General features: G+C 61.9%; 16 protein-coding genes and 1 tRNA gene. 4 read left to right on the forward strand and 13 right to left on the reverse strand.

Translation table 11 applies throughout. The features are described from left to right. Nucleotides 1-50 precede the first annotated feature (50 nt). Nucleotides 51-5,105: a DEAD/DEAH box helicase gene (locus NW833_RS08085; protein WP_414412128.1), complete on the forward strand. Its 5,055-nt coding sequence runs from the start codon at nt 51-53 to the stop codon at nt 5,103-5,105. Here the strand turns inward: NW833_RS08085 and NW833_RS08090 are convergent. Genes NW833_RS08090 through pds form a run of 3 tightly spaced genes read right to left on the reverse strand, consistent with a single transcriptional unit; the run spans nt 5,102 to nt 8,316 of the window. Continuing rightward, complete coding sequence (locus NW833_RS08090; protein ID WP_414412129.1) at nt 5,102-5,917, reverse strand: ABC transporter permease; 816 nt, start codon at nt 5,915-5,917, stop codon at nt 5,102-5,104. The two genes, NW833_RS08085 and NW833_RS08090, sit on opposite strands and share 4 nt — an antisense overlap. A gap of 50 nt (nt 5,918-5,967) precedes the next feature. Continuing rightward, the gene (locus NW833_RS08095; RefSeq protein ID WP_414405664.1) at nt 5,968-6,855 is read right to left on the reverse strand and encodes a phytoene synthase; all 888 of its coding nucleotides are present in this window, start codon (nt 6,853-6,855) and stop codon (nt 5,968-5,970) included. A 48-nt stretch (nt 6,856-6,903) separates the two neighbouring features. Further along, entirely contained in the window at nt 6,904-8,316 is a 1,413-nt protein-coding gene (gene pds, locus NW833_RS08100) for a 15-cis-phytoene desaturase (RefSeq protein WP_414412160.1), read from the reverse strand. Between the two features lie 135 nt (nt 8,317-8,451). Here pds and NW833_RS08105 point away from each other — a divergent pair, with 135 nt between their 5' ends. Then, the gene (locus tag NW833_RS08105) at nt 8,452-9,690 is read left to right on the forward strand and encodes a phosphoglycerate kinase (RefSeq protein WP_414393861.1); all 1,239 of its coding nucleotides are present in this window, start codon (nt 8,452-8,454) and stop codon (nt 9,688-9,690) included. A gap of 93 nt (nt 9,691-9,783) precedes the next feature. Here NW833_RS08105 and NW833_RS08110 read toward each other — a convergent pair whose 3' ends face one another. The 3 genes from NW833_RS08110 to NW833_RS08120 all read right to left on the reverse strand — a co-directional run bounded on the left by NW833_RS08110 (nt 9,784) and on the right by NW833_RS08120 (nt 12,207). Then, nucleotides 9,784-10,134: a DUF1257 domain-containing protein gene (locus NW833_RS08110; RefSeq protein ID WP_414360780.1), complete on the reverse strand. Its 351-nt coding sequence runs from the start codon at nt 10,132-10,134 to the stop codon at nt 9,784-9,786. A gap of 119 nt (nt 10,135-10,253) precedes the next feature. Beyond that, on the reverse strand, nt 10,254-11,765 hold the full coding sequence (locus NW833_RS08115; RefSeq protein WP_414412130.1) for an AAA family ATPase: 1,512 nt from the start codon (nt 11,763-11,765) through the stop codon (nt 10,254-10,256). Between the two features lie 70 nt (nt 11,766-11,835). Beyond that, nucleotides 11,836-12,207: a hypothetical protein gene (locus NW833_RS08120; RefSeq protein WP_414412131.1), complete on the reverse strand. Its 372-nt coding sequence runs from the start codon at nt 12,205-12,207 to the stop codon at nt 11,836-11,838. A 171-nt stretch (nt 12,208-12,378) separates the two neighbouring features. Between NW833_RS08120 and NW833_RS08125 the strand changes: the two genes are divergently transcribed. Beyond that, nucleotides 12,379-12,585, forward strand: coding sequence for a hypothetical protein (locus NW833_RS08125; RefSeq protein WP_414393856.1), 207 nt, complete (start codon nt 12,379-12,381; stop codon nt 12,583-12,585). On the opposite strand, the gene NW833_RS08130 is transcribed toward NW833_RS08125, so the two are convergent. The 3 genes from NW833_RS08130 to pheT all read right to left on the reverse strand — a co-directional run bounded on the left by NW833_RS08130 (nt 12,582) and on the right by pheT (nt 18,052). Next, on the reverse strand, nt 12,582-14,426 hold the full coding sequence (locus tag NW833_RS08130) for an ABC transporter ATP-binding protein (protein WP_414412132.1): 1,845 nt from the start codon (nt 14,424-14,426) through the stop codon (nt 12,582-12,584). The two genes, NW833_RS08125 and NW833_RS08130, sit on opposite strands and share 4 nt — an antisense overlap. Before the next feature lie 157 nt (nt 14,427-14,583). Further along, nucleotides 14,584-15,480 carry an acetylglutamate kinase gene (gene argB / locus NW833_RS08135; RefSeq protein ID WP_414412161.1) on the reverse strand — a complete coding sequence of 299 codons (897 nt, stop codon included), beginning with the start codon at nt 15,478-15,480 and terminating at the stop codon, nt 14,584-14,586. 100 nt (nt 15,481-15,580) lie between these two features. After that, nucleotides 15,581-18,052 carry a phenylalanine--tRNA ligase subunit beta gene (gene pheT / locus NW833_RS08140; protein ID WP_414412133.1) on the reverse strand — a complete coding sequence of 824 codons (2,472 nt, stop codon included), beginning with the start codon at nt 18,050-18,052 and terminating at the stop codon, nt 15,581-15,583. Nucleotides 18,053-18,461: 409 nt separating this feature from the next. Between pheT and NW833_RS08145 the strand changes: the two genes are divergently transcribed. Beyond that, nucleotides 18,462-19,388 (forward strand): D-isomer specific 2-hydroxyacid dehydrogenase family protein, encoded by a 927-nt coding sequence (locus tag NW833_RS08145; protein ID WP_414393851.1) that lies wholly within the window; start codon nt 18,462-18,464, stop codon nt 19,386-19,388. A gap of 24 nt (nt 19,389-19,412) precedes the next feature. Here NW833_RS08145 and NW833_RS08150 read toward each other — a convergent pair whose 3' ends face one another. The 4 genes from NW833_RS08150 to NW833_RS08165 all read right to left on the reverse strand — a co-directional run bounded on the left by NW833_RS08150 (nt 19,413) and on the right by NW833_RS08165 (nt 24,491). After that, nucleotides 19,413-20,495, reverse strand: coding sequence for an isocitrate/isopropylmalate dehydrogenase family protein (locus tag NW833_RS08150; RefSeq protein WP_414412134.1), 1,083 nt, complete (start codon nt 20,493-20,495; stop codon nt 19,413-19,415). 126 nt (nt 20,496-20,621) lie between these two features. Then, the gene (gene priA / locus NW833_RS08155; RefSeq protein ID WP_414412135.1) at nt 20,622-23,060 is read right to left on the reverse strand and encodes a primosomal protein N'; all 2,439 of its coding nucleotides are present in this window, start codon (nt 23,058-23,060) and stop codon (nt 20,622-20,624) included. After that, complete coding sequence (locus tag NW833_RS08160; RefSeq protein ID WP_414412136.1) at nt 23,057-24,244, reverse strand: hypothetical protein; 1,188 nt, start codon at nt 24,242-24,244, stop codon at nt 23,057-23,059. Before NW833_RS08160 ends, priA begins: the two co-directional genes overlap by 4 nt. A gap of 174 nt (nt 24,245-24,418) precedes the next feature. Further along, nucleotides 24,419-24,491, reverse strand: a tRNA-Ala gene (locus NW833_RS08165). Between the last annotated feature and the right edge of the window lie 109 nt (nt 24,492-24,600).

A 24,600-nucleotide genomic window follows, 5' to 3' on the forward strand; every position in this document is an offset into this window, starting at 1 on the left:
TAGAACACCTGCTAGGCTTAACCTAGCCAAAATGGCTTTGGAGAGCCCCGATGGCCACCATTTTTGACCTGCACGAGAGGGTTCTAAAGGACTACGCCAATTTCGTCCGCTCCTTTTTTCTCATTGCCGACCCACGGGCACAGGCGTTTGTAGACCAAGCTCTGGAAGAAGGGATCCACCTCTGGCCAGAGCCGCTTGTGCAGCTTAGCCCTGCCTACGTAGCCGGCCCAACCGTTGATGAGTTGGCTGAAACGGGGCGGATTACTGAAGAAACAGCCCGCATCTTCCGCTCTGAGGACGGCAGACCCTTTCGTCTCTACCGCCACCAAGAGGAGGCCATCGCCAAAGCCTTGGCCGAGGAAAGCTTTGTGGTAACCAGCGGCACCGGTTCCGGCAAAAGCCTCTGCTATTTCCTACCCATCATCGACAACTGGATTCGCCAGGGGGGATCCGTGGGCCAGGTGACGGCCCTAGTGGTCTATCCCATGAACGCGCTGGTGAACTCCCAATACCAGTCTTTACAAACTCTGCGCGAGCGCTACGAGCGCGCCTACCATCGCCCCTTTCCGCTGCGCTTTGCCAAGTACACCGGGGAAACTGCAGAAAGCGACCGGGAAGATCTGCGCCGGGATCCGCCCCAGCTCCTGCTGACCAACTACGTGATGGCCGAGCTACTGTTGGTGCGCCCCGAAGATCAGCGCTTCCTCAGCCCCAACGGCCTGCGCTTTCTGGTCTTTGACGAGCTGCACACCTACCGGGGTCGGCAGGGGGCCGACGTGGCCATGCTGGTTCGCCGCCTCAAGGGACGCTGCGCCGCCAAGAACCTGGTGCACATTGGCACCAGCGCCACCATGATCTCCCGCCCCGAGGCCAGTGCCCTGGAGCGCCGCCAGACCGTGGCCGACTTCGCCAGCCGCTTCTTTGGCCATCCCTTCACACCGGAGCAGATTATCGAGGAGACCCTGGCCCCTTTGAGCGAAGGTGGCCCGCCTTCACCTGAAGAGCTCAAACCCGCCCTCGATCCCCCCTGGCCCACCGACCTAGCCAGCTTGCGCCGCCACCCCTTGATGCGCTGGTTGGAGTACGAGCTGGGCCTAGAGTTAAGTCCCGACGGCAGCCTCAAGCGCCGCGTGCCCAGGGAGCTCTCCGAGGTGGCCGCCCAACTGGCCCAACTGACCGGCACCGCTAGCGAAAACTGTGCGGCAACGCTGCGCCAGTTCCTCGCCCACGCCAGCAGCCTCAAAGACGACCACAGCCGAGGAGTGGCCTTCAAGCTGCACCAGTTTATCTCCCAGGGCCGCACCCTCTACGCCACCCTGGAGAGTCGGGAAAAGCGGCAATTTTCCCTAGAAGGGCAGATGCAGGCGGGGGAGGGCAAGCTCTTTTTCCCCGTCAAGTTCTGCCGCCAGTGTGGGCAGGACTACTACCACGTCCTCAGGTCCAAGGATCAGTTTCTCCCCTATCCCGTGGGAGAAGAGGTGGAGCAGGACGAAGACCAGCAAGCCGGTTACCTGAGCTTGGATCCTCTTGACAACGAGTGGTCGCTGGAGCAGATCCCCGAAGACTGGTACACCCCTGAGGGCAGACTCAGGTCCAACTGGGGAAAGCGCGTCCCCCAAGCGGTCTGGGTGCGCCCAGATGGCTCCTTTTCCGAGTACCCCCAGGCGGAGGCGCAGAAGATGTGGTGGCAGCCCCACCCCTTTTCCCTGTGCCTAGCCTGCGGCGAGTACTACAGTGGCCGCGAGCGGGAGTTTGTCAAGCTGGCTTCCCTCTCTAGCGAGGGCCGCTCCAGCGCCACCACCATCCTTGCCACCTCCCTGCTGCGCCATGCCGAGCAAACCCAGGCCGCTTGCAGCAAGCTGCTGACTTTTACCGACAACCGCCAGGACGCCTCCCTGCAGGCCGGCCACTTCAACGATTTTGTGCATGTGGCCCTTCTGCGGGCCTCGCTCTATGCTGCCCTCCTCAAGAAAAAAGAGCTGGGCTTTGACGAGGTGGCCCAGGAAGTGGTGCGGGCTTCTGGCCTGGAGCTTGCTGACATCGCCCAAAACCCGGCTTTGGATCCCGACTCGCCCAGTGCCGAGGAAGTGTGGCAGACCTTTAGCGAGCTAACCGAATACCGGCTCTATGAAGATCTGCGGCGCGGCTGGCGGGTTACCCACCCCAACTTGGAACAGGTGGGCCTGCTGAAAATCGAGTACCGCGGCCTTAGGGAGCTCTGCCAAAATTCAGCCCTGGCTTCCCTCCACCCCTGGTTTGCCCAAACTAGCCTTGAGGAGCAAGAGCAACTGCTGCGGGCTCTGTTGGATCAGTTTCGGCGCAAGTTGGCCATCGACGTGCCCGTGCTCAAGGCAGAGCCCCAGAGAAGGTTGCGCCGGCGCGCCCAGCAATATCTCAATGAGTTTTGGGGCCTGGAAGAGCATGAGGAGTTGCGGACGGCTAGCTGCTTTGTGCGCCAAAGCCCTTCCCGGGAAAACGGACAAATGCTTAGCCTGGGCCGCCGCAGCGCCATTGGTCGCTTCCTCCGCAGGCGCCTTGATCTAACCCAGGAAGCCTACGACAGGTTCTTGGAGTCCCTGCTGTCTCTCCTGGTCAGCCAGGGCCTGCTGCGGTGCCACGTGGAAAATGACCAGGTAGCCTACCAGTTAGACGCCGGCTGTCTGCGTTGGTGTCTGGGGGATGGCTTGCCGCCGCCACCGGATCCTCTGTATTCCCGCCGCGCCCAGCAGGAGGGCTACACCTCTGTCCGCCGTCCCATCAACCTCTTCTTTCAGGAGCTCTACCGAGCCGGGGCAGCAGGGCTGGGATCCCTGGAAGCCAGAGAGCACACCGCCCAGGTGGTCCAGCCGGGGGAGCGGGAGCGGCGAGAGAGACGCTTCCGCAATGAGCCCGGGGAGCGCCGCCTTCCCTACCTCATTTGCTCTCCCACTCTAGAGCTGGGGGTCGACATTGCCGATCTGGATCTGGTGCACCTGCGCAACGTTCCCCCAACGCCAGCCAACTACGCCCAGCGCAGCGGTCGGGCCGGTCGCCAGGGGCAGCCGGGGCTCATCCTCAGCTACTGCGGCGCCTTCAACAGCCACGACCAGTACTACTTTCGCCGCCGGGCCGAAATGGTGGCTGGACGAGTGCGACCTCCCCGCCTGGACCTGGCCAATGAGTCGCTGCTGCGGGCCCACATCCACGCCGTCTGGCTAGCCCAGGTGCGCCTGCCCTTGGGCAACTCCATCGAAACGGTCATCAACTTGGATCGGCCAGAGCTGCCCCTGCGGGAAGAGGTAGTTGCCTCCATTCAGCTAGGGGAGGCGGCGCGCCAAGAGGTGGCGGAGCGGGTGGAAGCGCTCTTGGCTGCTGACCGGGAAGTGCTAGAGCGCAGCGGCTGGTTTAGCCGGCGCTGGATCCAGCAGGTTATTGAAGAGGCCCCCCGCGCCTTTGACCGCGCTTTTGACCGCTGGCGGGAGCTCTATCGGGCCGCCACGCAACAGCTAGAAGCCGCCAACCAGCAACTGCAGACGGCTCGCCGCCGGGAAGACCAGCAGGAAGCCAGGCGCCGCCAGCAGGAGGCTCTGCGCCAGCGGAACCTGCTGTTGCAAATCGATACCCAGCGGGAGGAAAGCGACTTCTACCCCTACCGCTACTTAGCCAGCGAGGGGTTCCTGCCCGGCTACAACTTCCCCGCCTTGCCCGTGCGCGCCTGGGTGCCCCGCGGCAGCGAAGGGGAGTTCATCGCCCGGCCCCGGTTTTTGGCCATTCGCGAGTTTGCCCCCCACAACTTCCTCTACCACGAGGGCTGCCAGTGGGAATCGGTGGCCTTTCAGGCTCCGCCCGGCGGCCTGGAGGAGCGCAAAAGCAGCCACAAGCTCTGCTTTAGCTGTGGGGCCTTTGGGGATCCCTCCTTGGATTGCTGCCCCGTCTGCGGTACCCGCTTCGATGGGCAAAATAGCCTTTTAACGCAGCTTCTGGAAATGCCTAATGTGCGCATGCGGCGCCGGGATCGCATTACTGCCGACGAAGAAGAGCGGCGGCGACAGGGATACGAGCTGCAGACTTTCTTTCAGTTTGCTCCCGAAAGTTCAGGCTACCGCGTCCAGGAAGCCGACGTGCTAAGGGGCGAAACTCCCTTGCTGCAGTTGCGCTATGCCCCAGCCGCCACGCTACTGCGCATCAACTCCGGCTGGCGGGGCAGTGGGGGGCGAGGTTTCCTGGTCAACTTTGACAACGGCGAAGTCCCTTCTCGAGCTCAGCTGGAGGGCCATAGAGCCAGCTCGTCTAGCCAGATGTCCTTGCAGCCCATCCGCCTGGCAGTGCGCGCTACCCAAAACCTCTTGCTGGTGCGGCTGGTTCAGCCCAGCGGGGGGAACCTGCAGGCGCTAGAAACGACCCTGCGCTATGCCCTCAAGCGGGGAATCGAGGAGACCTTTGAGCTGGAGGAGACGGAGCTGGCGGCCGAGTCCATTGGCCAGGGATCCCATCGCGCCATCCTCCTCTACGAGACCGCCGAAGGGGGAGCTGGCGTCCTACGGCGGCTGGTGGAAGAGCCCCACGCCCTTGCCGAGGTGGCCCAAGCGGCCCTGGAGATCTGCCACTTCCAGCTTTCGGAAGAGGGGATCCAAGATCGGCAACCGGAGTGCCGGGCAGCCTGCTACGAGTGCCTGCTTAGCTACGCCAACCAAAGGGAGGCGTTGGAACTCGACCGGTACAGGATTCGGGATCTCTTGGGGGCGCTAGCCAACAGCCGCACCGAGCTGCGCTCCCTGGGCCGCTCCCGCCAGGAGCACCTGGAGTGGCTGCGCCAGCTCATCGATCCCCGCTCGGAACTGGAGCGCCGCTTTCTGGAGACCCTCGCAGCAGGAGGTTATCGCCTTCCCGACGACGCTCAGAAAGCCATTGCCGATCCCCGCTGTGTTGTCGACTTCTTCTATGATCCCAACGTCTGCATCTTCTGTGATGGCGCTGTGCACGACCAGCTTCCCCAAGTGGAGCAGGATCACCAGATTCGAGCTCAGCTCCTGGGGCGGGGCTACCGGGTAATTGTCCTGCGCTACGACCAGGATCTGGGGGAGCAACTGGCTCGCTACCCCGAGGTGTTTGGCCAAGGCAACTAGTCTTGCTGGTGGGAAAACAGGTAGGCTCCCACCAGGGCCAGGATGGCCGCTAGGCCCGCTAGCACCACAACCGTGTACCAGGGGAACTGGGAGAGGGGCTGGTAGGCCGCCGCTCGCATGCCGATGCTGGCGTAGGAAAGGGGCAGGCAGTAGACCAAAACCTGCAGGTAGGCGGGCAACTGACTGGGATCGAAAAAGGTGGCCCCTAGGAAGGACATGGGTGTAATTAAAAAGTTGGTGAGCACGCCCACGCTCTCCAGGCTGGGCACCTTCAAGCCAGCGATGACCCCAATGCCGGCAAAGACGGCGCAATCCAAAAGCAGCACCAACAGCGCCAGGGGGTGAAGCAGGCCCCAGGCCCCTGTACCTAGCACCCCCACCGCCAAGACGCCCAAAGCCGTCAGCAGACCCCGGGCAATGCCGGCCAACACCTTGCCCAGGTGCAGCGCCAGCGGATGCACAGGCAAAAGCAGCAACTCTTCAAAGCTTTTGGTAAATAGCCGCGCTCCACAAATGGAGAAGGTGGTGCCGGCAAAGCTAATGGTCATGGCAGAAAGCGCCACCATCCCTGGCAGAATGAAGCGCAGGTAGGAGCCGGCCGCCGTGGATCCCGCTATATCGGCCAGGGCTTCTGAGCGCAGGGATCCACCCAGCCCCACCCCAAAGGTAACGATGTAGATGAGGGGGGCTACCAGCCCCGAGGCCACCACCTGCCAGACCCGCCCGCGCAGATCCAGCCAGTCGCGCCAGAAGATGGTTAAACTGTCTTCCCAGATTTGCCGATAGGGTAGGCTCAGGGCACGGCTGACCATAGGTTTTCCTTTCTATTTCTTGGTTTTCTGCCGCTACTGCCAACGGCTCGCTAATAGCCGTAGTAGTTGGAGCGGCGCGACCGCCACCAGGCCACCGGCAGCGCCAAGGCTTTGCCCAGGGTGGACACATAGGCGCGGGTGCGAAACACCTGGTAGTGGTTGCGCTCGATGGCGTTGAGAATCTGCCGGTAGAGCATCAACGAAGCGGCCACCGGCCAGCGGGAGTCCGGCTGCAGGGTGGGGATCCCCCGTTCCGCCTGGGCGTAGAGCTCTCGAGCCCGCCGGATCTCGTAGTCCATGAGCGCCATCCAGCGCTCGTCGATAACATGGTTAAACAGATCCCGCTCCGAGTAGTTGAAGCGGCGCAGATCTTCAAGGGGGATGTAGATCCGACCCCGGCGGGCATCTTCCCCCACATCGCGCAAGATGTTGGTGAGCTGCATGGCGATCCCCAAGGCCACCGCCTCCTCGCGGCCATCCCGCCCTGGCACAAACCCCATGATCTCGGAGCACATTAGGCCCACTACCCCAGCCACGCGGTAGCAGTAGACCTGCAGCTCTTCCCAGGTGGCATAGCGCCGAATGTCCAGATCCATGCTCTGCCCCCGCAACATCTCGCGGAAGGGCTCAATGGAGAGGCGGTAGGTGCGGATGGTGTGGATAAGAGCCAGGTCAGTGGGGACTTGCGGCTCCCCCCCCTGGAACAGGGACTCCAGATGAGCTCCCCACTGCTCCAGCTTGCGGCGGGTGACTTCCACCTCTACTTGGCTGGCCTCTAGCCCATCCAACAGCTCGTCCGTTTGCCGCAGCCAAGCATAGATGGCCCAGATGGCCCGCCGTTTGGGTCGAGGCAGGAGTAGGGACCCCAAATAGAACGTCTTGGCGTGCTTAGCCGTGATCTGGCGGCAGAGGGCAAAGGACTGCTCAAGCGGACTCATTGGGCTCGTCTCCAGAGGCGCAGGGCCACATCTCAACACTATGGGAAGCTAGACCCCTGCCGGTGCCAAACGTGAGCGAGCAGCCGCTGGGGAGGGGATCCCTTTGTGGATAGCCTCAGCCGCCCACTTGCCGGAGAGGATGGCTCCCTCCATGCTGCCTAGGAAGGGCTGCAAGGTGTAGCTGCCGGCCAGGAAGAAGTTGGGAATGGGGGTAACTTGGGTGGGGCGGTACTGCTGCCGGCCTGGAGTAGCCTTGTAAACCGAGCGCGGGGTCTTCACCACCACCCATTTGCGCACCCGCGCCGGGTTGGGGCCGGTGAGATGCTGGGGAAAGAGTTTTTTCAGCTCCTCCAGGGTGGCGGCAAAGATCTCCTCGTCGCTGCGCTCGATCCATTCGGCAGCCGGGGCCAGCACCAGCTCCAGCATGGACCGGTGGGGATCGGCATAGGCGCGGCAGGTGTTGCTCATGTCGGCATACACGCTTAAGAGAGGCGAGCGGGAAAACAGGGAGTGGTCAATGTGAGTAATCTTGCGGTCAAACCAAATCTGCAGGCTGATCACCGGCACCCCTTCCAGCTCGCGCAGCTTTTGGAAAAAGGGGATCCCCCACCACTGAGCTGGCAGCAGCTCCTTGAGCGCATCCACCGAAAGGGCCGAGACGTAGGCATCGGCAGTTACCTGCAGGGGTCCGGAAGGAGTGACGACGCGAAAGCCGGCCACGCTGCCGTCAGGGTTGAGGTCAATCGCCTGCAGCGCCGCGTTCAAGTGCACCTGGCCGCCGCGGGCTACGATGTAGTCCACCATCGGCTGGCAGAGCCGCTCCGGCGGGGCACCGTCCAGGTAGGCAATTTTGGAGCCGTCTTTCTGGCGCAAAAAGCGGTTGAGGGCCGTCAAGGGCACCATGGCCGAGATCTCGTCCGGGTTGATGAACGCCAGCGCCTTGGAGACGGCGACGAAAATATCCGTGTTGACCCGCTCGTCAATGCCCTGCCGCCGCAGCCACTCCAGCAGAGTGTAGCGATCCATCTGCTCCACGTAGCGCTGGCCGCGCACCATGGCCGGCACCAACCCTAGGGCAAACTTTACCTTTTCGCTCCAGGTGAGCATGTCGTTGTTGCGCAGGATGGCCACAATGGCGTTGAAGGGAGCGGGAATGTCCGGCAGGTCAAAGCGGGAGTAGGTGCCCGGCTTGTCTGGCTGGTTGAAGATCAAGCTGTGCTCCTTCCACTGCAGGCGATCCGAGATGCCCAGCTCCCGGAACAGTTGCAAGGTGTTGGGGTAGGCGCCGAAAAAGTTGTGCAGCCCCGTCTCGATCCAGTCGCCGTCGGCATCCTTCCAGGCGGCCACTAGCCCCCCCAGCACATCCCGCCGCTCAAAAAGCAGCGGCTGATGCCCAGCATCGCAGAGGTACTTGGCACAGGCCAGCCCTGCCAGCCCTCCCCCAGCAATGGCAACGCGCATGACGGTGACGCTCAAGCAACACTACCATTCTATTTGCAAACCGTTACAATTGCTGGCGGCTGCGAGAGCCCTGCTTTCCCGCCGGGATCCGATCCCTGGTAGGATACGGAAGAAAATCCAGGGGGAGCGACAAAGATGGCCAAGCAAACACTGGGATCTCTGTTGTCATCTGGCTTTGATCTCAAAGGCAAGCGCGTACTGGTGCGAGTGGATTTCAACGTCCCTCTGGATCCTCAGGGCAACATCACTGACGACACCCGCATCCGCGCCTCCCTGCCCACCATCCAGGCCCTGGCCCAGGCAGGGGCCAAGGTCATCCTCACGAGTCACCTGGGCCGCCCCATCAAAAAAGACAAAGAGACCGGCGCTGTTCACATTACCCGCGAGGGCAACAGCCTGGCCCCTGTAGCCGTCCGCCTTGCCCAGCTTTTGGGCCAGCCGGTGGCCTTTGCCCCCGACTGCATTGGCCCTGAGGCCGAAGCGGTGGTGAACAACCTGGAAAACGGCCAGGTGGCCCTCTTGGAAAACGTTCGCTTTTACCCCGAAGAGGAAGCCAACGACCCAGAATTTGCCCGCAAGCTGGCCTCGCTGGCCGATCTATTCGTCAACGATGCCTTTGGCAGCGCCCACCGCGCCCATGCCTCTACTGCTGGCGTCACCGCCTACCTCCAGCCTGCTGTAGCTGGTTATCTCCTGGAAAAGGAGCTGCAGTTTCTTTCCGGCGCCATCGAGAATCCGCAGCGGCCCTTGGCGGCCATCATCGGCGGCTCCAAGGTCTCTACTAAGATTGGCGTCATCGAGCGGCTCTTGGAAAAAGTGGATAAGCTCCTCCTGGGTGGCGGCATGATTTTCACCTTCTACCAAGCCCAAGGGATTAAAACTGGCAAGTCTTTGGTGGAAACTGACAAGCTGGATCTAGCTCGCTCGCTGATGGAGAAAGCCAAAGCCCGGGGCGTCGAGCTGCTGCTGCCGGTGGATGTGGTGGTAGCCGATAAGTTTGACCCTGAAGCCAACGCCCAAACGGTTTCCATCCACGCCATCCCCGAAGACTGGATGGGCTTGGACATTGGCCCGGAATCGGTCAAAGCCTTCCAGGCTGCCCTACAGGGGTGCAAGACCGTAGTCTGGAACGGGCCGATGGGCGTCTTTGAATTTGACCGCTTTGCCGCAGGTACAGAAGCCATTGCCCGCACCCTGGCCGACCTCACCCAGGCCGGGGCCATCACCATCATTGGCGGCGGCGACTCGGTGGCGGCTGTGGAAAAAGCGGGCCTAGCGGACAAGATGACCCACATTTCCACGGGTGGCGGCGCCAGCCTGGAACTGCTTGAGGGCAAGGAGCTGCCTGGCATTGCTGCCCTCAGCGAAGCGTAGGTTCTGCGCAGCCCCTTAAAGGCAAAAAAGTGGGGGCTGGGCCCAGCCCCCTTTTTTGAAGATCGCTGCAGCAATGAGGACAGAGGATCCGGCTTAGTGCACCACCACCTTGACGTTGGCGTTGTTCAAGCCGGGACGCTTCACCTCAGCCAAGGTCTTGTTGATGGCGTACTTCTGGTTGATGGAGTTGATCAACTCGGTTTGGTTGTACTTCTTGGCCACGCCCCACAGATCGGCAATCAGGTCGTAGGAACCATCAGGGTTCTTGGACCAGCCCAGATCGTAGTCGCCCTCCAACTGGGCCACGATGTCAGCGCGAACACGCTGGCCATTGTAGCCACGCACCTCCGCGTTCAGCTTAACGGTGTAGCCAAGATCGCGCAGGGAGTTGATCAGGATTTGGCCGTCGGTGATTTTGGTGCGCAGAGTGCTAAAATGAGACATGGTGTTTCTCTCCTCCTTTGTGTAGGGGTTGGAACGTTAACAGAAACAACGGGCAACTTCTAGCGAAGGGTTGAGGCCATCTCTACCTATGCGGCAGTGATGTGGGCCTCAACCTTTTACTAGAACTCCAGCCGTTGGTACTCGGCTACAGCAGCTGCTGCTGGCCGAGCCCGCTGCTGCGCCCATTCCCTCAACGCTACCACTTGCTCCGTCATGGTGCGAGATAGCGGTTGAGTTGCTTTCGTTGCTGCCAAAATGTCCAACTGGGTAAACTCACGGTTTTGGGCAAACGCTTCATACATGGCAGCAATCAAAACTTGTTCGATCTCCGCGCCGGAGAAGCCTTCGCAGGCAGCGGCTAGCTGGCGCAGGTCAAAGCGACTGATATCGCGCCGCCGCTTCTGCAGGTGGATCCGAAAGATTTCCATGCGCTCGTTGATGTTGGGCAGATCCACAAAGAAGATCTCGTCAAAACGGCCCTTGCGCAGGAACTCTCCAGGAAGGCGATCCACGCGGTTAGCAGTGGCAATTACGAAAACCGGCGCGCGCTTCTCCTGCATCCAGGTGAGGAAGGAACCGAAAATGCGGCTGGAGGTGCCCCCATCGGAGTCGCTAGAGCCTGCTGCTCCTGCAAAGGCTTTATCCAGCTCGTCGATGAAGAGGATGGCTGGCGCCAGCGATTCGGCGGTGCGCAGGGCGCTGCGGAGGTTGGCCTCTGATTTCCCCACCATGGAGCCATCGTAAACGCGGCCCATGTCTAGGCGCAGCAGGGGCAAGCCCCAGAGACGGGCCGTAGTCTTGGCAATCAGGGACTTGCCGCAGCCGGGCACCCCCAGGATCAGCAAGCCCTTGGGGGCAGGTAGCCCGTAGGCGCGGGCTCGCTCGGTAAAGGCCTCGGAACGCTGCAGCAACCAGCGCTTTAGCTCCTCAAGGCCGCCAACCGCGTCGATGGACTCGTCCTCTTCGATGAACTCAAGGATGCCATTGCGGCGGATGATTTGCTTTTTCTCGGAAAGGATGATGTCCACCTCCGCCTCGCTGAGGCGGCCATGCATCACCACCGCCTTGCGGTAAACTTTTTCCGCCTCGTCCTGGGTCAGCCCCAGGGCTGCCTTGACCAACTTTTCTCGGGTTTCGGAGCTCAGGGATCCCCCGCGCGGAAGCTGCTCCAGCTGCCGGTTGAGGATGCGCTCCAGCGTGGCCATGTCGGGAAGGGGGAAGTCCACCACGCAGATATCCTTTTCCAGCTCAACTGGGATTACCTGCACCGGCGACATGAGGAGAAGCGTTTTGTGGGATCCCTTGAGGCTAGCGACAGCATCCCGCAGCCAGCGCTTGACCTCAGGGTTGTCCAGAAAGTCGTGCAGATCCTTGAAAACAAAGATGGCAGGATCCTTGTGCTCCATCGCCCACTGGATAGCGGGCTGCGGAGACTGGGTGTTGTGCTGGGTTAGGCTGCGGGGGTTGCCGTATTCAACAATGCCGTGAGTAACCGTCCAGGTAAACAAGCGCCGCTGCGGCCTAAGAGTACGGGCAATCGCCGCCAGGGTTGCCTCCGCCCGCTCCTCCTCTGAGGTAACCAGGTAAAGCAGTGGGTATTGAGCTTGGATGAGGATGCTGAGCTCTTGCATGGAAAACACCAACTGCGCGGAGGGAAACTGGAAAAAGGCTGAGGCAAGTGGGCGCTAACTGGGAAGCGGCCTAGCAGGGCACCAGCGCGTCCTGGCGCTCTTCCCCTGAACCTGTGGCAGCCTCCCAATGTCCTGGCTCCAACTCTTCCAGGATGGCTTCAGCGGCAGACTGTTGGCGGAGAGAGACCACCTCCCCGTTGCGAATGACAAACGGGTGACTGCACTCGGGACAGCGGTGAACTCGGTAGGTACTGCCCTGAACTCCCTCGATGATCTCTGGGTGGAGCAAGTAGAAGCTAAGCGCCTTTTCGGCCACCGCTGACATCGGCTCCCTCTCCACGGCAGCCCGGATCTTCAGCCTGCGGTGCAGTTCAGGCGAGAGATATAGCGTTACCTTTTGCTTGGCCTCTGGGCCTTCCCCAACCTCTGGCCGCTGACTCATGGCTAGCTGTTTTCTCGTTACGCGCCGGGCTTGCAAGCCATCATAGCCAGCCTGACGTCTTGACGGCAAAATCTTAACAATCTGTAACGATCTTCTTGGGGGCTTTCCTGACTTGTGGAGATCCCCTGCTGGCAGAGTAGGCTGAGTAGGAGATGCAGAAGTTCATTCCCCATGGAACGCCTCATTGCCACCTTCAGCAAAAGCTTCTTCACGTGGGGCCGTCGTTTCCTGGTGCAAGCCGGCGACGGTTTGGCCAGCCTGAAAGATACGGCCCTAGACAGCGGCAACCTGCTCCTCTGTAGGGCGCGCATTGCTTTGGCGGATGCCAGCTTCACCACTCTAAGGGCAATTCGCTCTCGCTTCGGCTCGACCCGCTAGCTACCCAGACCTTGCAGCCGATAGAGCTTGGCGTAGAGACCGTTGCGGGCCAGGAGCTCGGCATGGGATCCCTCTTCTTTCAGCTCCCCCCGCTGCAGCACCAGGATGCGATCCACATCGCGGATGGCGGAGAGACGGTGGGCGACGATGAGGGCAGTGCGATCCCGCAGCAGAGTTTGCAGAGCAGATTGGAGGAGGGCCTCGGTGCCCACATCCAGGCTAGCGGTAGCCTCATCCAAGACCAGGATCTTGGGATCCCGCCACATGACCCGCAGGAAGCTGATGAGCTGCTTCTGGCCGCTGGAAAGGTTACTGCCCCGCTCCCGCACAGGGGTGGCATAGCCCTGGGGCAGGCTACCGATGAACTCGTGCAGGTGAAGTTGGCGGGCAACCCGCTCTACCTCGGCCAGATCCCCTTGCTCGCCTAGGGTGATGTTTTGCTGGATATCCCCGGAAAACAGGAAGCCCTCCTGCAGGAGGACCCCTAGGTGGCGGTGCAGCTCAGCCTGGGGCAGGTCGCGAATGTCCACCCCGTCGATGCGAATGCAGCCGTGGCTGACGTCGTAGAGGCGGCAAAGGAGGCGGATGATGGAGCTTTTGCCAGCGCCGGTGGGCCCCAGGAGGGCTACCTTTTCGCCGGGGCGGATGGTGAAGCTGAGGTCTTTGAGCACCCACTCGCCAGGGTTGTAGGCAAACCAGACGTGCTCGAACTGCACCTCCCCTCTGGCAGTGGGGGGCAGGTGGCGCGGCTGGGCGGGATCCCGAAGGGCCACCGGCAGGCTGAGGATGTGGTCGATGCGTTCCACAGCGGTGAACCCTGACTGGAGGGCAGTGAACTTTTCTGCCAACTGGCGCAGCGGGTTAAAAAAGCGCTGGGAAAAGAGGATAAAGGCGTAGAGGCTGCCCAAGGTCAGGGGCTCCGTAAGCAGGGGCAGGGATCCTCTCCAGTTGCTCTTACTAGCGGCGATGACCTGCTGCCCGCCTACCCAGAGGAGAGCAGCCACTGCCAACCACGCAACCCACTCCAAAACGGCAGAAAGGGCAGCGTCGTAGAAGATGGTCTGATCCACCTCTTGGATATGGCGCCGATTGAGGGTTTGAAACATCTTGCTGTTGAGCCGCTCCCGGCAAAACAGTTGCACCACGGCAATGCCCAAGAGGTTTTCCTGGATCCAGGCGTTGAGCTTGGAGAGCTCTTCCCGGGCGCGAAAGTCGGCAAGGCGAAAGCGGCGCTGCAGCTCGAGGACCAAAGCGCTAATAGGCAGGACGAGGAGGATGAGCAGCAGGCCCAGATCCCAGCGCTGGCTGAGCATCACCGCTGCAACGACCAGCAGGGTAAACAGGTCGCTGACAATGCCAACCGCACCGGTGGAAAACACGTCCCCCAACGCTTCCACGTCGCTGGTGATGCGGGTAATCAGCTTGCCCACGGGGGTGCGGTCAAAAAACTGAGCCGGCAGGGCCAGAACGTGGGCAAAGAGATCGTTGCGGATGTCGCGGGTTATCAACTGCCCCAGCTTCTGGCTGGTATACCCTTCCAAGGCTTGAAAAACCCAGCGGACAAGCAGCGCGAGGAGCAGCAGGCCCAAGTAGGGCCAGAGGCTGGCAAGGGGCCTACTATCCCCCTGGGCAAAGGCTTGGGCGATGGGGCCATCCAGAGCCCGCTGCAGGATCAAGGGCTGCACCGCATCCGCCAAGGCCAGGGGGGGCAGAAAGGCTAAGGCGGCCAACAACAGCTTCAGGTGCCGCCGGGCGTAGGGCCAGAGCAGCCGCAGCAGCCGCCAATCGCTTCGGGGATCCCTGGAGGAAGCGGCCTCGGAGGAAGAGGTAGCAAGGCTCACGGACTTCTACCCAAGAACGCTGATGACACCTCGTGGAGATTGGTGCGCGCCAGCAAGGAGCTGGGGCCCAGCTAAACCCGACAATCCGCTAAGCCGTGGTTCAATGTCTCAGCCATGGGCGCAAATCCCATTGCCGCACCGCTGTCGCGAACGAAGACTAGAGGGAAGCTCCGTTCCCCAACTGGGCAGAGAACTGAGAAGGGACCATCTTGGTGCCCACACCGGCATCGGTCAGCAGCTCCAGGAGCAGGGAGTGAGGGGAGCCGCCATCCAGGATGTGGGCAGCGCGCACCCCTTGGGCCAAGGCGCGAATGCAGCACTGCACCTTGGGGATCATTCCCCCTCTAACCACCCCTGTCTGGATCAACTGGCGAGCCGTCTCGATATCCAGGAGCGTAATCAGGGAGCTGGGATCCTCAGGATCCCTGAGAATACCTGGGGTATCGGTAAGGAGGATTAACTTCTCTGCCCCTAAAGAGGCTGCCAGCTCCCCGGCCACGGTGTCGGCGTTGATGTTGTAGGCTTGGCCGGTCTCGTCAGCGGCCACACTGGCAATGACTGGGATCTGGTTGCCCTCTAGCAGAGTGTGCAGCACCTGCGGGTTGACGCTGCTCACCTCCCCCACAAAGCCAATTTCCGCTCGACCCTGGGAGCGAGCTCTAATGAGGTTGCCATCCCGGCCACACAGCCCCACCGCCGATCCGCCAGCCAAGCTGATGAGCTGGACAATCTGTTTGTTGACTTTGCCCACCAGCACCATCTCCACCACCTCCATGGTGGCGGCATCGGTTACCCGTAGGCCGTCGACAAACTTGAAAGGGATGTCCAGCTTCTGGAGCCAACTGTTGATTTCCGGCCCCCCGCCATGCACCAGCACCGGCCGAATGCCGACACAGGCAAGAAAAACAATATCCCGCAGCACCTCAGCTCGGCGCTCCTGCTGCACCATGGCGGCGCCGCCGTATTTGATAACCATGATGCGCCCCTGGTACTGCTGGATGTAGGGCAGGGCTTCGAGGAGAATCTGCGCCCGTGTTAGGGGATCACAGGCCACAGCCTGAGAGCTGGTTGCTGCCGAAAGAGAGGCGTTGCTCTGCACGGCCAAAAGTCCCGTGTAAAACTTCCCGAAGATCGTACTAGAAACTAGCAGACGGCTAGCTGCGCAAGGTAACCGGAAAGTGCTTTTCTAGCTGTGCCCTCACCTGGTTTTGCGCAGCTTCCACTTCGGCATCGGTGAGCGTGCGATCCAGAGCGCGATAGACCAGCCGGAAGGCCAGACTGCGCTGCCCTGGCGGTACCCCTTGGCCGCGGTACTCGTCAAAAAGCTGCACCGACTGCAACAGAGGGCCTGCCGCCTGGCGGATGACCTCCTCGATTTCCGCCACCGATAGCTCCAGCGGCGCAAAGAAGGCAATGTCCCGGGCGGAGGCGGGGAAAGGGGAAAAGGGGGAAAATTGCACCCGGCCCCGCCTCTCTAGGCTGGCTAGCAAGGGATCCAACTCCAGCTCAAACCCATAGACCTCCTCCGGCAAATCTTTCTCCTGGCAAAGGCGGGGGTGAAGCTGCCCGAATAGGCCAAGGCGGGATCCCTCAATCCAGATGCCGGCCTGTCGACCCGGGTGCAATAGCGGCGATTGCGCCTCAGGGGGATCCGGGCGAAACTCTGGGGCAAACCCCAGCCGCTCCAGCGCCGAGACCAAGAGCCCCTTGGCCTCGAACCAGTCCATGGGCCGATTGTGGTGCCGCCAGTCATTGGGGTTGAGATCCCCGCCCAGGATGCCCCCCAAGTGCTCCGCCTCTTGATAGGGCTCAGGACTGGAGGGAGGGGCATAGGCAAAGACATGGCCAATCTCAAAAGCCTGCAGGGGGCCATTCCCCTGGGCCCAGTTGTAGCGGAAGGCCTCCACCAAGCCAGGCAGCAGCGCCTTGCGCACAGCGGAGTACTCGGGGGAAAGCGGATTGGCGATTTTGACCAGGGAGCTGTCCTCGTCCGCTGGACAAAGGGAGATGTGGTACACCTCCGTCAGGCCAATGCCCCGCATCACCTCGCGAATTTGCCGCGTCAAAGTCTCCCGTGTCGAGAGGGATCCCACCAGCGGCTCCGTGGGCAGGGTTTCGGAGAAGCGGTTGTAGCCGTAGAGGCGGGCAAACTCCTCAATCAGGTCGATCTCTCGCTCAACATCCCGCAAGCGATGGGGGGGAACAGATACCTGCCAAACGCAGCTAGCCACGCTCGCCGTCGCGGTAGCGGGGCCGGCCTTGGGGGCAACTGCCTGAGAGCGGGAGAGCTGAAAGCCCAGAGCCGACAGGATTTCCTCCACTTCCTCTGGCTGCACCTCGTCCCCCAGCACGTCGATAAGCCGCGACAGCCGTAGCTGGAGCGTCCGCTCCAAGGGTGGCCGCTGGTCAAACGTGGTCAGGCCCACCACCGCGCCTCCAGCCAGCTCCAAGATTAACTGCACCGCCCGATCCCGCGCCAGCTCAAGGGTAGCCAAGTTAACCCCTCGCTCATAGCGGGCCGAGGCTTCAGTGCGCAGCCCCTGCAAGCGGGACGAGCGGCGCGTGACCACGGGGTCAAAGAGGGCTGCCTCCAGAAAAACCTTGGTGGTGGCTGCGTCTACTTCCGTCTCCTCCCCTCCCATGACGCCAGCCAGGGCCACCGGTCGGCTGCCGGCAACGATGAGATGGTTTTCAGCGTGCAAAGTACGGATTTGGCCGTCCAGAGTTTTCAGGGTTTCTCCCGGCTGGGCAAAGCGCACCTCGATGGTGGGTTCCTCCTTGCCCATGACCTGCAGTAGGCGATCCCAATCGAAAGCGTGCAGGGGCTGGCCCCATTCCAGCAGGATCAAGTTAGTAACATCCACAACATTGTTGATGGAGCGCATGCCGGCGGCGGCCAGCCGGTGTTTGAGCCAGTTGGGGGAAGGGCCAACCTTTACCCCCTCAATCAGCACGCCGCTGTAGGCGGGACAAGCTTTGGCATTGGCAATGCGCAACTGGAAGTTGGGGATGGGCAGAGCCTGCAGAGGCTGGACGGGTGGCAGGCGTAGCGGGTTGCGGGTGAGGGCGGCCACCTCGCGGGCAATCCCCACCATGCATAGAGCGTCGGCCCGGTTGGCGGTGGAGGTGAGATCCAGCACCACATCGTCTAGGCCCAGCAGGGGGCGCACATCAGAGCCCAGCGGATGAGCCTTGAGATCCAAATCGGAGGGAAATTCGTGGATCCCCGCCGAAGCTTTCTCCAAGCCCAGCTCAGCTAGAGAACAGATCATGCCCTCCGAGAGCACCCCTCGCTTTTCCGCTTTGGCGATGGTCAGGTTCACCGCCGGCAAATGGGTGCCTGGCGTAGCTACAGGAACCAGCAGGCCAGGACGGGCATTAGCGGCTCCGCAGACAATCGTGGCCGGCTGTTCGCCTCCCAAATCCACTTGACAGACCCGCAGCCTATCGGCATTGGGATGGGGCTCGGCAGCCAGGATCTTGCCCAGAACCACTCCCTCTGCCCAACGGCGGCGATCCTCGATCTCCTCCACCTCAAAGCCCACCATGGTGAGGGCTTCCGCCAGCTCTTCTGGGGAAAGCTCAAAATCCACCAGTTCCCGCAGCCACTTCAAGGAGATGCGCATCGCTAGTCCAGGGTGCCAACGCCGCACCCATTATCAGATCCCCCTCCAAAACCGGCAAGAGACTCCCTATCCCCCGGCAGCAAAGGTGGCCATGAGGATCAATGACAGCAAGATGCCTGGAAAGAGCAGGGCTATCAGGAGCAGGAACTCAGAAAGCGTCATAGGCCAGAGGTAAGCAGAGGCATCACTTTTCAAGCTAGACTCTTCCAGTTGCCTTTCCTCCCTCTGTTTGGGATCTCTTCCGGCTAGCAGGGTCCTGACCCCAATCGCAACAAGCTTTGCCCTCCTGCTGGGTACTTTGGCAGGCCGTAGGCAACCAAGGCAGCCTAGGGCAGGGCATCGAGAGTTCCCACCCTCTAGGGCGGGGAGGATGGCAAAAAAGAGGTAAAGAACTTCTCCAACAGCCGTAATGGGCATTCAAGGCAAGCGCATTGCCGTCGAGCCTGCGGATCTTCGCCCCTGGCTGAAAGCAGCAGTCCTGGCAGGGGGCGGCGAAATTGTGCCCCTCTCAGAAGCAGAAGCCCTGGTCTGGACCGATGGTTTCGACGTGCCAGGTTTAAGGCGTTGCTTGGCAGAGGGCCAAGGGATCCGCTGGGTGCAGTTGCCCTGGGCGGGCGTGGAGCCTTTTGCCCAAGCGGGGATCTTGCATCCCGCCTACGTGTGGACCTGCGGCAAGGGGGTGTACGCCCAGGCAGTGGCCGAGCATGCCCTGGCCCTCACCCTGGCTGGCCTACGGGATCTGAAGATCCGCGCTTTGGCCCAGACTTGGCAGCCGGGATCCGGCACCAGCCTCTGGGGCAAGCGGGTGGTGATTTTTGGGGCAGGGGGCATTGCCCAGGCCCTGATCCAGTTGCTACAGCCCTTTCAGTGCGCCATCGATGTAGTGCGGCGCAGGGCGGATCCCTTGCCGGGAGCCGGCCGAGTGGTGACGCTGGCAGAGCGGCAGTCGGTGCTGGCGGGGGCGGATGTGGTGATCCTGGCCTTGGCCCTTACCCCCGAGACCGAGGGGATCATCGCCCGGCCAGAGCTGGAGCAGATGGGATCCGGCTGCTGGCTGGTCAATGTGGCGCGCGGCAAACACATCGTGACTCCCGACCTGGTGGCTGCTTTGCAAGAAGGAATCATCCGGGGCGCCGCCCTGGATGTTACAGACCCGGAGCCGCTGCCCCCTGGACATCCCCTCTGGAGCTTGCCCAACTGCCTAATTACCCCCCACACAGCTGTTACCGATGCCATGATCATCCCCGCTTTGTCTGAGCGGGTGCGGGAAAACGTGCGCCGCTTTCGGCTGGGGGAGCCTTTGTTGGGAGTGGTGGATCCAGTTCTGGGCTATTGAGCGGGGTTGCTTGAAGCTGCGGCTTTAGACGCGAGCGAGCTCCTGGACGCGGTCGGCGATGGCCTCGGCCATCTCCTGAGTGCCCACAGGCTCCCCTTGGGCCAGGTCATAGGTGACGTATTTGCCTTCGGCAATGACCGACTGCACTGCCGCTTCTACCCTCGCGGCGGCTTCCCGCTCGCCTAGGTAGCGCAGCATCATGGCCCCGGAGAGGATGAGGGCAGAGGGGTTGACCTTGTTCTGACCAGCATATTTGGGTGCTGAGCCGTGGATGGCCTCAAAGACAGCGATGCCATCGCCAATGTTGGCCCCCGGCGCCACCCCCAGCCCGCCAATCATGCCAGCGCACAGATCCGAGATGATGTCCCCATAGAGGTTGGTGAGCACCAGCACATCGTAGAGCTGCGGCTTTTGCATCAGTTGCATGCACATGTTGTCCACGATGCGATCCTCAAACTCGATGTCGGGGTACTCCTGGGCCACCTCCCGCGCCACCTGCAAAAACAGCCCGTCGGTAAACTTCATGATGTTGGCTTTGTGAACGGCCGTTACCTTTTTGCGGCCATTTTGGCGGGCATATTCGAAAGCAAACTTGACGATGCGGCGGCTGCCAAACTCTGAGATGGGCTTGATGGCAATGGCCGATCCCTCGCGGATGAACTTGCCGGAAAGGCGCATCATCTCCTCTCGCGCCTGCACAGCTTCGGGGGTCCCCCTTTCAAACTCGATCCCGGCGTAGAGATCTTCAGTGTTTTCCCGCACCACCACTAGGTCGATGTTTTGAAAAGGGCTTTTGATGCCAGGGATAGATTTGGCCGGGCGCAGGTTGGCGTAGAGGTCTAGCTCTTTGCGGATGGCTACATTGACGGAGCGAAAGCCCGTGCCTACGGGGGTGCCAATGGGCCCTTTGATGGCCACTTTGGTTTCTCGGATGGACTCTAACACCTGCGGCGGCAAAGGCGTGCCGTATTTCTCAATCACCTCTACCCCTGCTTCCACCCGGATCCACTCCAATTCCACCCCGGTGGCTTCCAGGACCGTGGTCATTGCTTTGGTTACTTCCGGGCCGATGCCATCGCCGGGAATCAACGTTACACGATAGGCCACAAACGCTTCTCCTTGCTTGACGCCACACAAAGCACCCTTGGCCGTTGTCGACCAGGGATCCCCTAAGCTTAAAGACTATAGAAATAGAACAGGTTGAGGCCAAGAATTGGCCAGGGCAACCTACCCCTAGAGGATCCGCAGCGGATCCACATCGAGGCTGACGCGGATCCCCTGGGGGATATGCCCAAGGGCGCTGCGCAAGTGGGCATCGATCTGGGCGCGATCCCAGGGCTGACCGGGAAGCTGTTTGAGCAGGATCTGCCAGCGGTAGCGGCCGGCAACCCGTTCCACTTGGGCTGGCCCTGGGCCTAGGATCTCGGCTGGGATCCCTTGCAGGCGTTCGGCCACGCGCTGGCAATAGCGCTCCAGTGCCTCCAGGGAGGTGCTGCTTAGGCGGATCAAGATCAGGGCTCGGTAGGGAGGGTAGCCCCCCTCTTGGCGTTGGCGCAGCTCGGCCTGGACAAAGCCCTCGTAGTCGTGGGCCAGCACCGCTTGCAAGATGGGGTGCTCCGGCAAGTAGGTCTGGATGATGGCCTGGCCCGGCAGGGATCCCCGTCCTGCGCGGCCCGCCACTTGGGTGAGCAGTTGAAAGGTGCGTTCACCAGCGCGGTAGTCAGGCTGGTGCAATAGGCCGTCGGCAGCCACTACCCCCACCAGCGTCACCTGGGGAATATCCAGCCCCTTGGTGAGCATCTGGGTGCCCACCAGTACCTGAGCCTTGCCGCTGCGAAACTGCTCCAGCAAGTTGCGGTGGGATCCCTTGCGGCGGGTGGCATCGCTGTCGTAGCGCAGGATCCCTAGCTGCGGCCAGTGCTGCTGCAGCACCTCGACCACCTTCTGGGTGCCGGTACCAAAGTGCTTTAGGTAGGGCGAACCACAGGCAGGGCAGCGCTGGGGGTGGGGTTGGCGGGCGCCGCAGTAGTGGCAGCGCAGCTCCTGCCTGCCCTCTAGGTGAACGGTAAGGGAGACGTCGCAGTGGGCGCAGGTGAGGACAAAGCCGCAACTGCGGCACAAAACAAAGGTGCTGTAGCCGCGGCGGGGGACAAAGAGGATGGCCTGTTCCCCCCTCTTCAAAGTCTCGTGCAAAGCTTGTTGCAGGCGACGGCTAAGAATGCTGCGGTTACCCGCCTGCAGCTCTTGGCGCATGTCCACCAGCTCCACCTGGGGCAGGGTGGCCGGGATCCCCGCCTGAGGAATGCGCTGGGGCAGGGCCAGACGAACCCAGCGCTGCGGGTCCTGGAGGTGGGCGGCGTAGGTTTCCACTGCGGGTGTGGCGCTGCCCAAGACCAGGGGACAGTTGGCCAGCTCAGCCCGCCACTCCGCCACTTGTCGAGCGTGGTAACAGGGCTGGGGCTGATCCTGCTTGAAGCTGTCATCGTGCTCCTCGTCCAAGACAATCAGGCCGAGATTGGCCAAGGGGGCAAACACCGCCGAGCGCGTGCCAATGACCACCTGGGGGACAGAGATCACCATCTGCCGCCAGAGGTCGTAGCGCTCCCCTGCCGAGAGGCCGCTGTGGTAGGTCCACACGCGGGATCCCAGCCGCGCCCGAAAGCGGTCCGTCAGTTGCGGGGTAAGGCCAATCTCCGGCACCAGTACCAAGGCCGACCGTCCCTGCTGCAGCACCTGGGCAATGACCTGCAGGTACACCTCCGTCTTGCCCGAGCCGGTGACCCCGTGCAGCAGAAAGCGTTGGTTTTGCCCCAGAGCTTGGCCAATGGCCGCCACTGCCTCGGCCTGAGCTGGCGTCAGAGGCTTGGGCCGATCTTGCTCCACAGGCCGGTCGGCCTCCCCCAGCCGCAGCAGGGGCCGCTCGTAGAGGTGCACCCGGCCTTTGCGGGCCAGACTCTGCAACACCGACCGGCTCACCCCCGCCAGACGCTCCCACTCGGCTAGCAGCAGCTCCCCCCCTTTTTGCTTGAGGATCTGCAGCGCTTTCTGCTGGGGCAAGCTCAGCCCCTCCAGCGAGTCCTCCACCAAGGTGGCTGCCTGCTGGGTTTTTACCCTACCCCCCTGCTGCTCCTGCCAGAAACTTTCCACCCAACCCCGCCGCTGCAGCTCCCGCAGGGCCAGCTCGGCGCCGGGCACCTGCTGCTGGAGGTAGCGCCAAGACAGCTCCCCCCCTTTTTCCTGGAGCAGCCGCAGCAAAGCCTGGGCGGCCAGCGAACATTCCCCTTGCGGGGATCGAACCAGGCGGATCCGTCGCTGGGAGCGGCTAAGCAAGCCAGGGGGCAAGACCGTGCGCACCACCTGCGCCAGGGGGGTGAGATAGTAATCGGCTACCCGCTGCAACAGGGGCCAGAACTCCTTGGGCAGGATCCCTTTGGCCACCACTGCCTCAATTGTCCGCACCGACTGGGGCTCTACCCCTGCCGGCAACTCGGCACGCCAGCCCAGGGCCACTGCCCCCGCTACCTGCTGGCCAAAGGGGACGCTGAGGAGGTCGCCGGCCTCTGGCTCCCATCCCTCCGGCACACGGTAGATGAAGCACCCCCCCAAACGAGGATGATCCACCCACACCTCCAACCAGCGGGGAGGAGCGGACTGCAAAACGGGATCCCTCACGGACGGGACAAGAACCGCGGCAGATCTACCGCCCGCTTCCCGGCCCGAGCCAGCAGGGGTCGCGGCTGAAGCGCGGGCTTGGCGGCTTGGAGGGAAGCAGGAGACTCCGCTCCCTTGGGTGTGTCAGCCCCTTTGGCAACCCCATCAACCCGAGCTGGGATCTCTAGACCCCTGCGCTCCAGGGCCGCCTTGAGGCTAAGCACATGCATCTGTTGCTGCTCGCACTTCTCTTTCAGGGATCGGTTCTCTTCTAAAAGAGCCTCTCGCTCTGCCTGCAAAGCCTTCACCTGCGCCTCCAAGGCTTCGGCTTGTTCTTGCAAATGGGCAATGGCCACCTGGGCAGAGCGCAGCTGCGATTGCTTGGCAGATTGCTCGGCAAGCTCATCCAAAGCCGCCTGAAGCTGCTGCTCCAACGCCTCGATGCGCTGCTGAGCTTGGGCGTACTGCCCCTGCCAGTGGGCAATCTCTGCCTGGGCTTGGGAGAGGGCTGCCTCCAATTCCTGCCGTTGTTCTTGCCAGCGCTGCTGCGCTTCCGCTTCCGTCTCCGCATAGCCCGCTAGCCGCGCCTCAAGGCGCTCCCGCTCTCCCTGCCAAGCTGCCTGCTGCTCGGTGTAGAGAGCCCGCAGTCTGCTCAGCTCTGCCTGCGTTTCCGCCAGTTGGGTGCGGGCTAAAGAAAGCTCGGCCTTGAAACGCTGTAACATCTCCACCCGTTTTTGAGCCAGGTCCTGGGCTTCTACCAGCGAGGCTTGGAGCTCCTGCTGGCGGTGTTCCCACTGACGGCGCTCCTGAGCATGGGCCAACCGCAGCTGCTCAAGCTGCTCCTGCAGGGCCTCAATATCTTGGCGCTGCCGCTCGTTGAGTCGTTGTCGTGCTGCTAGCTGAGCTTCTTGCTCCGAGAGCAGAACCTTTTGCTCTGCCAAGGTTTGCTGGAGCTGGTGCAGGGCGCGCTCCCGCTCCTGCAGCTGAGTGCGCAGGGCTTGCACCTCAGCCTGCAGGCTTTCCTGAAGGGTGCGCCGCTCTTGCAGTTCCGCTTCAGCTTTGAGCAGCCGGGCCTCCAACTGCTGCTGCAGAGCCAAAGCCTGCTCTGACTTGGGATCCGGTTCCGAGACAGAGTCCTTGGCCGAACGGCCAGCCTGTGCCTCGGGAGGGGTAGGGTCCAGCTTGCCTGAGGAGGGAACCTGCATAGGGAGAGGAAGCAGTGGAGGTGGTGACGAGGCTTCTTGAAGTATAGGGAGATTTTCTGGGGGGTTCAAGCTAGCCGGCAGAGCTCCATGCCTTCTGGCTCCCAGCTAGGCAAAGCAGCTGCCGTAGCTTTCTGCTCCTCTTAACTCCCTCACTCCCCAGCCTGACTACTGCCATGGAGCTTAGCGGACTCGAACCGCTGACCCCTTCAATGCCATTGAAGTGCTCTACCAACTGAGCTAAAGCCCCAAGTTCTACTAGAAGCTAGAAGTGTGGACAACAGCCCTACTCCTAATTTTAGCCTAGAGAAGCGGCTTTGCTGACCAAAGGTACCAGCTACTTTTGACCTCTCTCCAGC

This window comes from Synechococcus sp. O70.1, from assembly GCF_047462215.1.
Classification (GTDB): Bacteria; Cyanobacteriota; Cyanobacteriia; order Thermostichales; family Thermostichaceae; genus Thermostichus.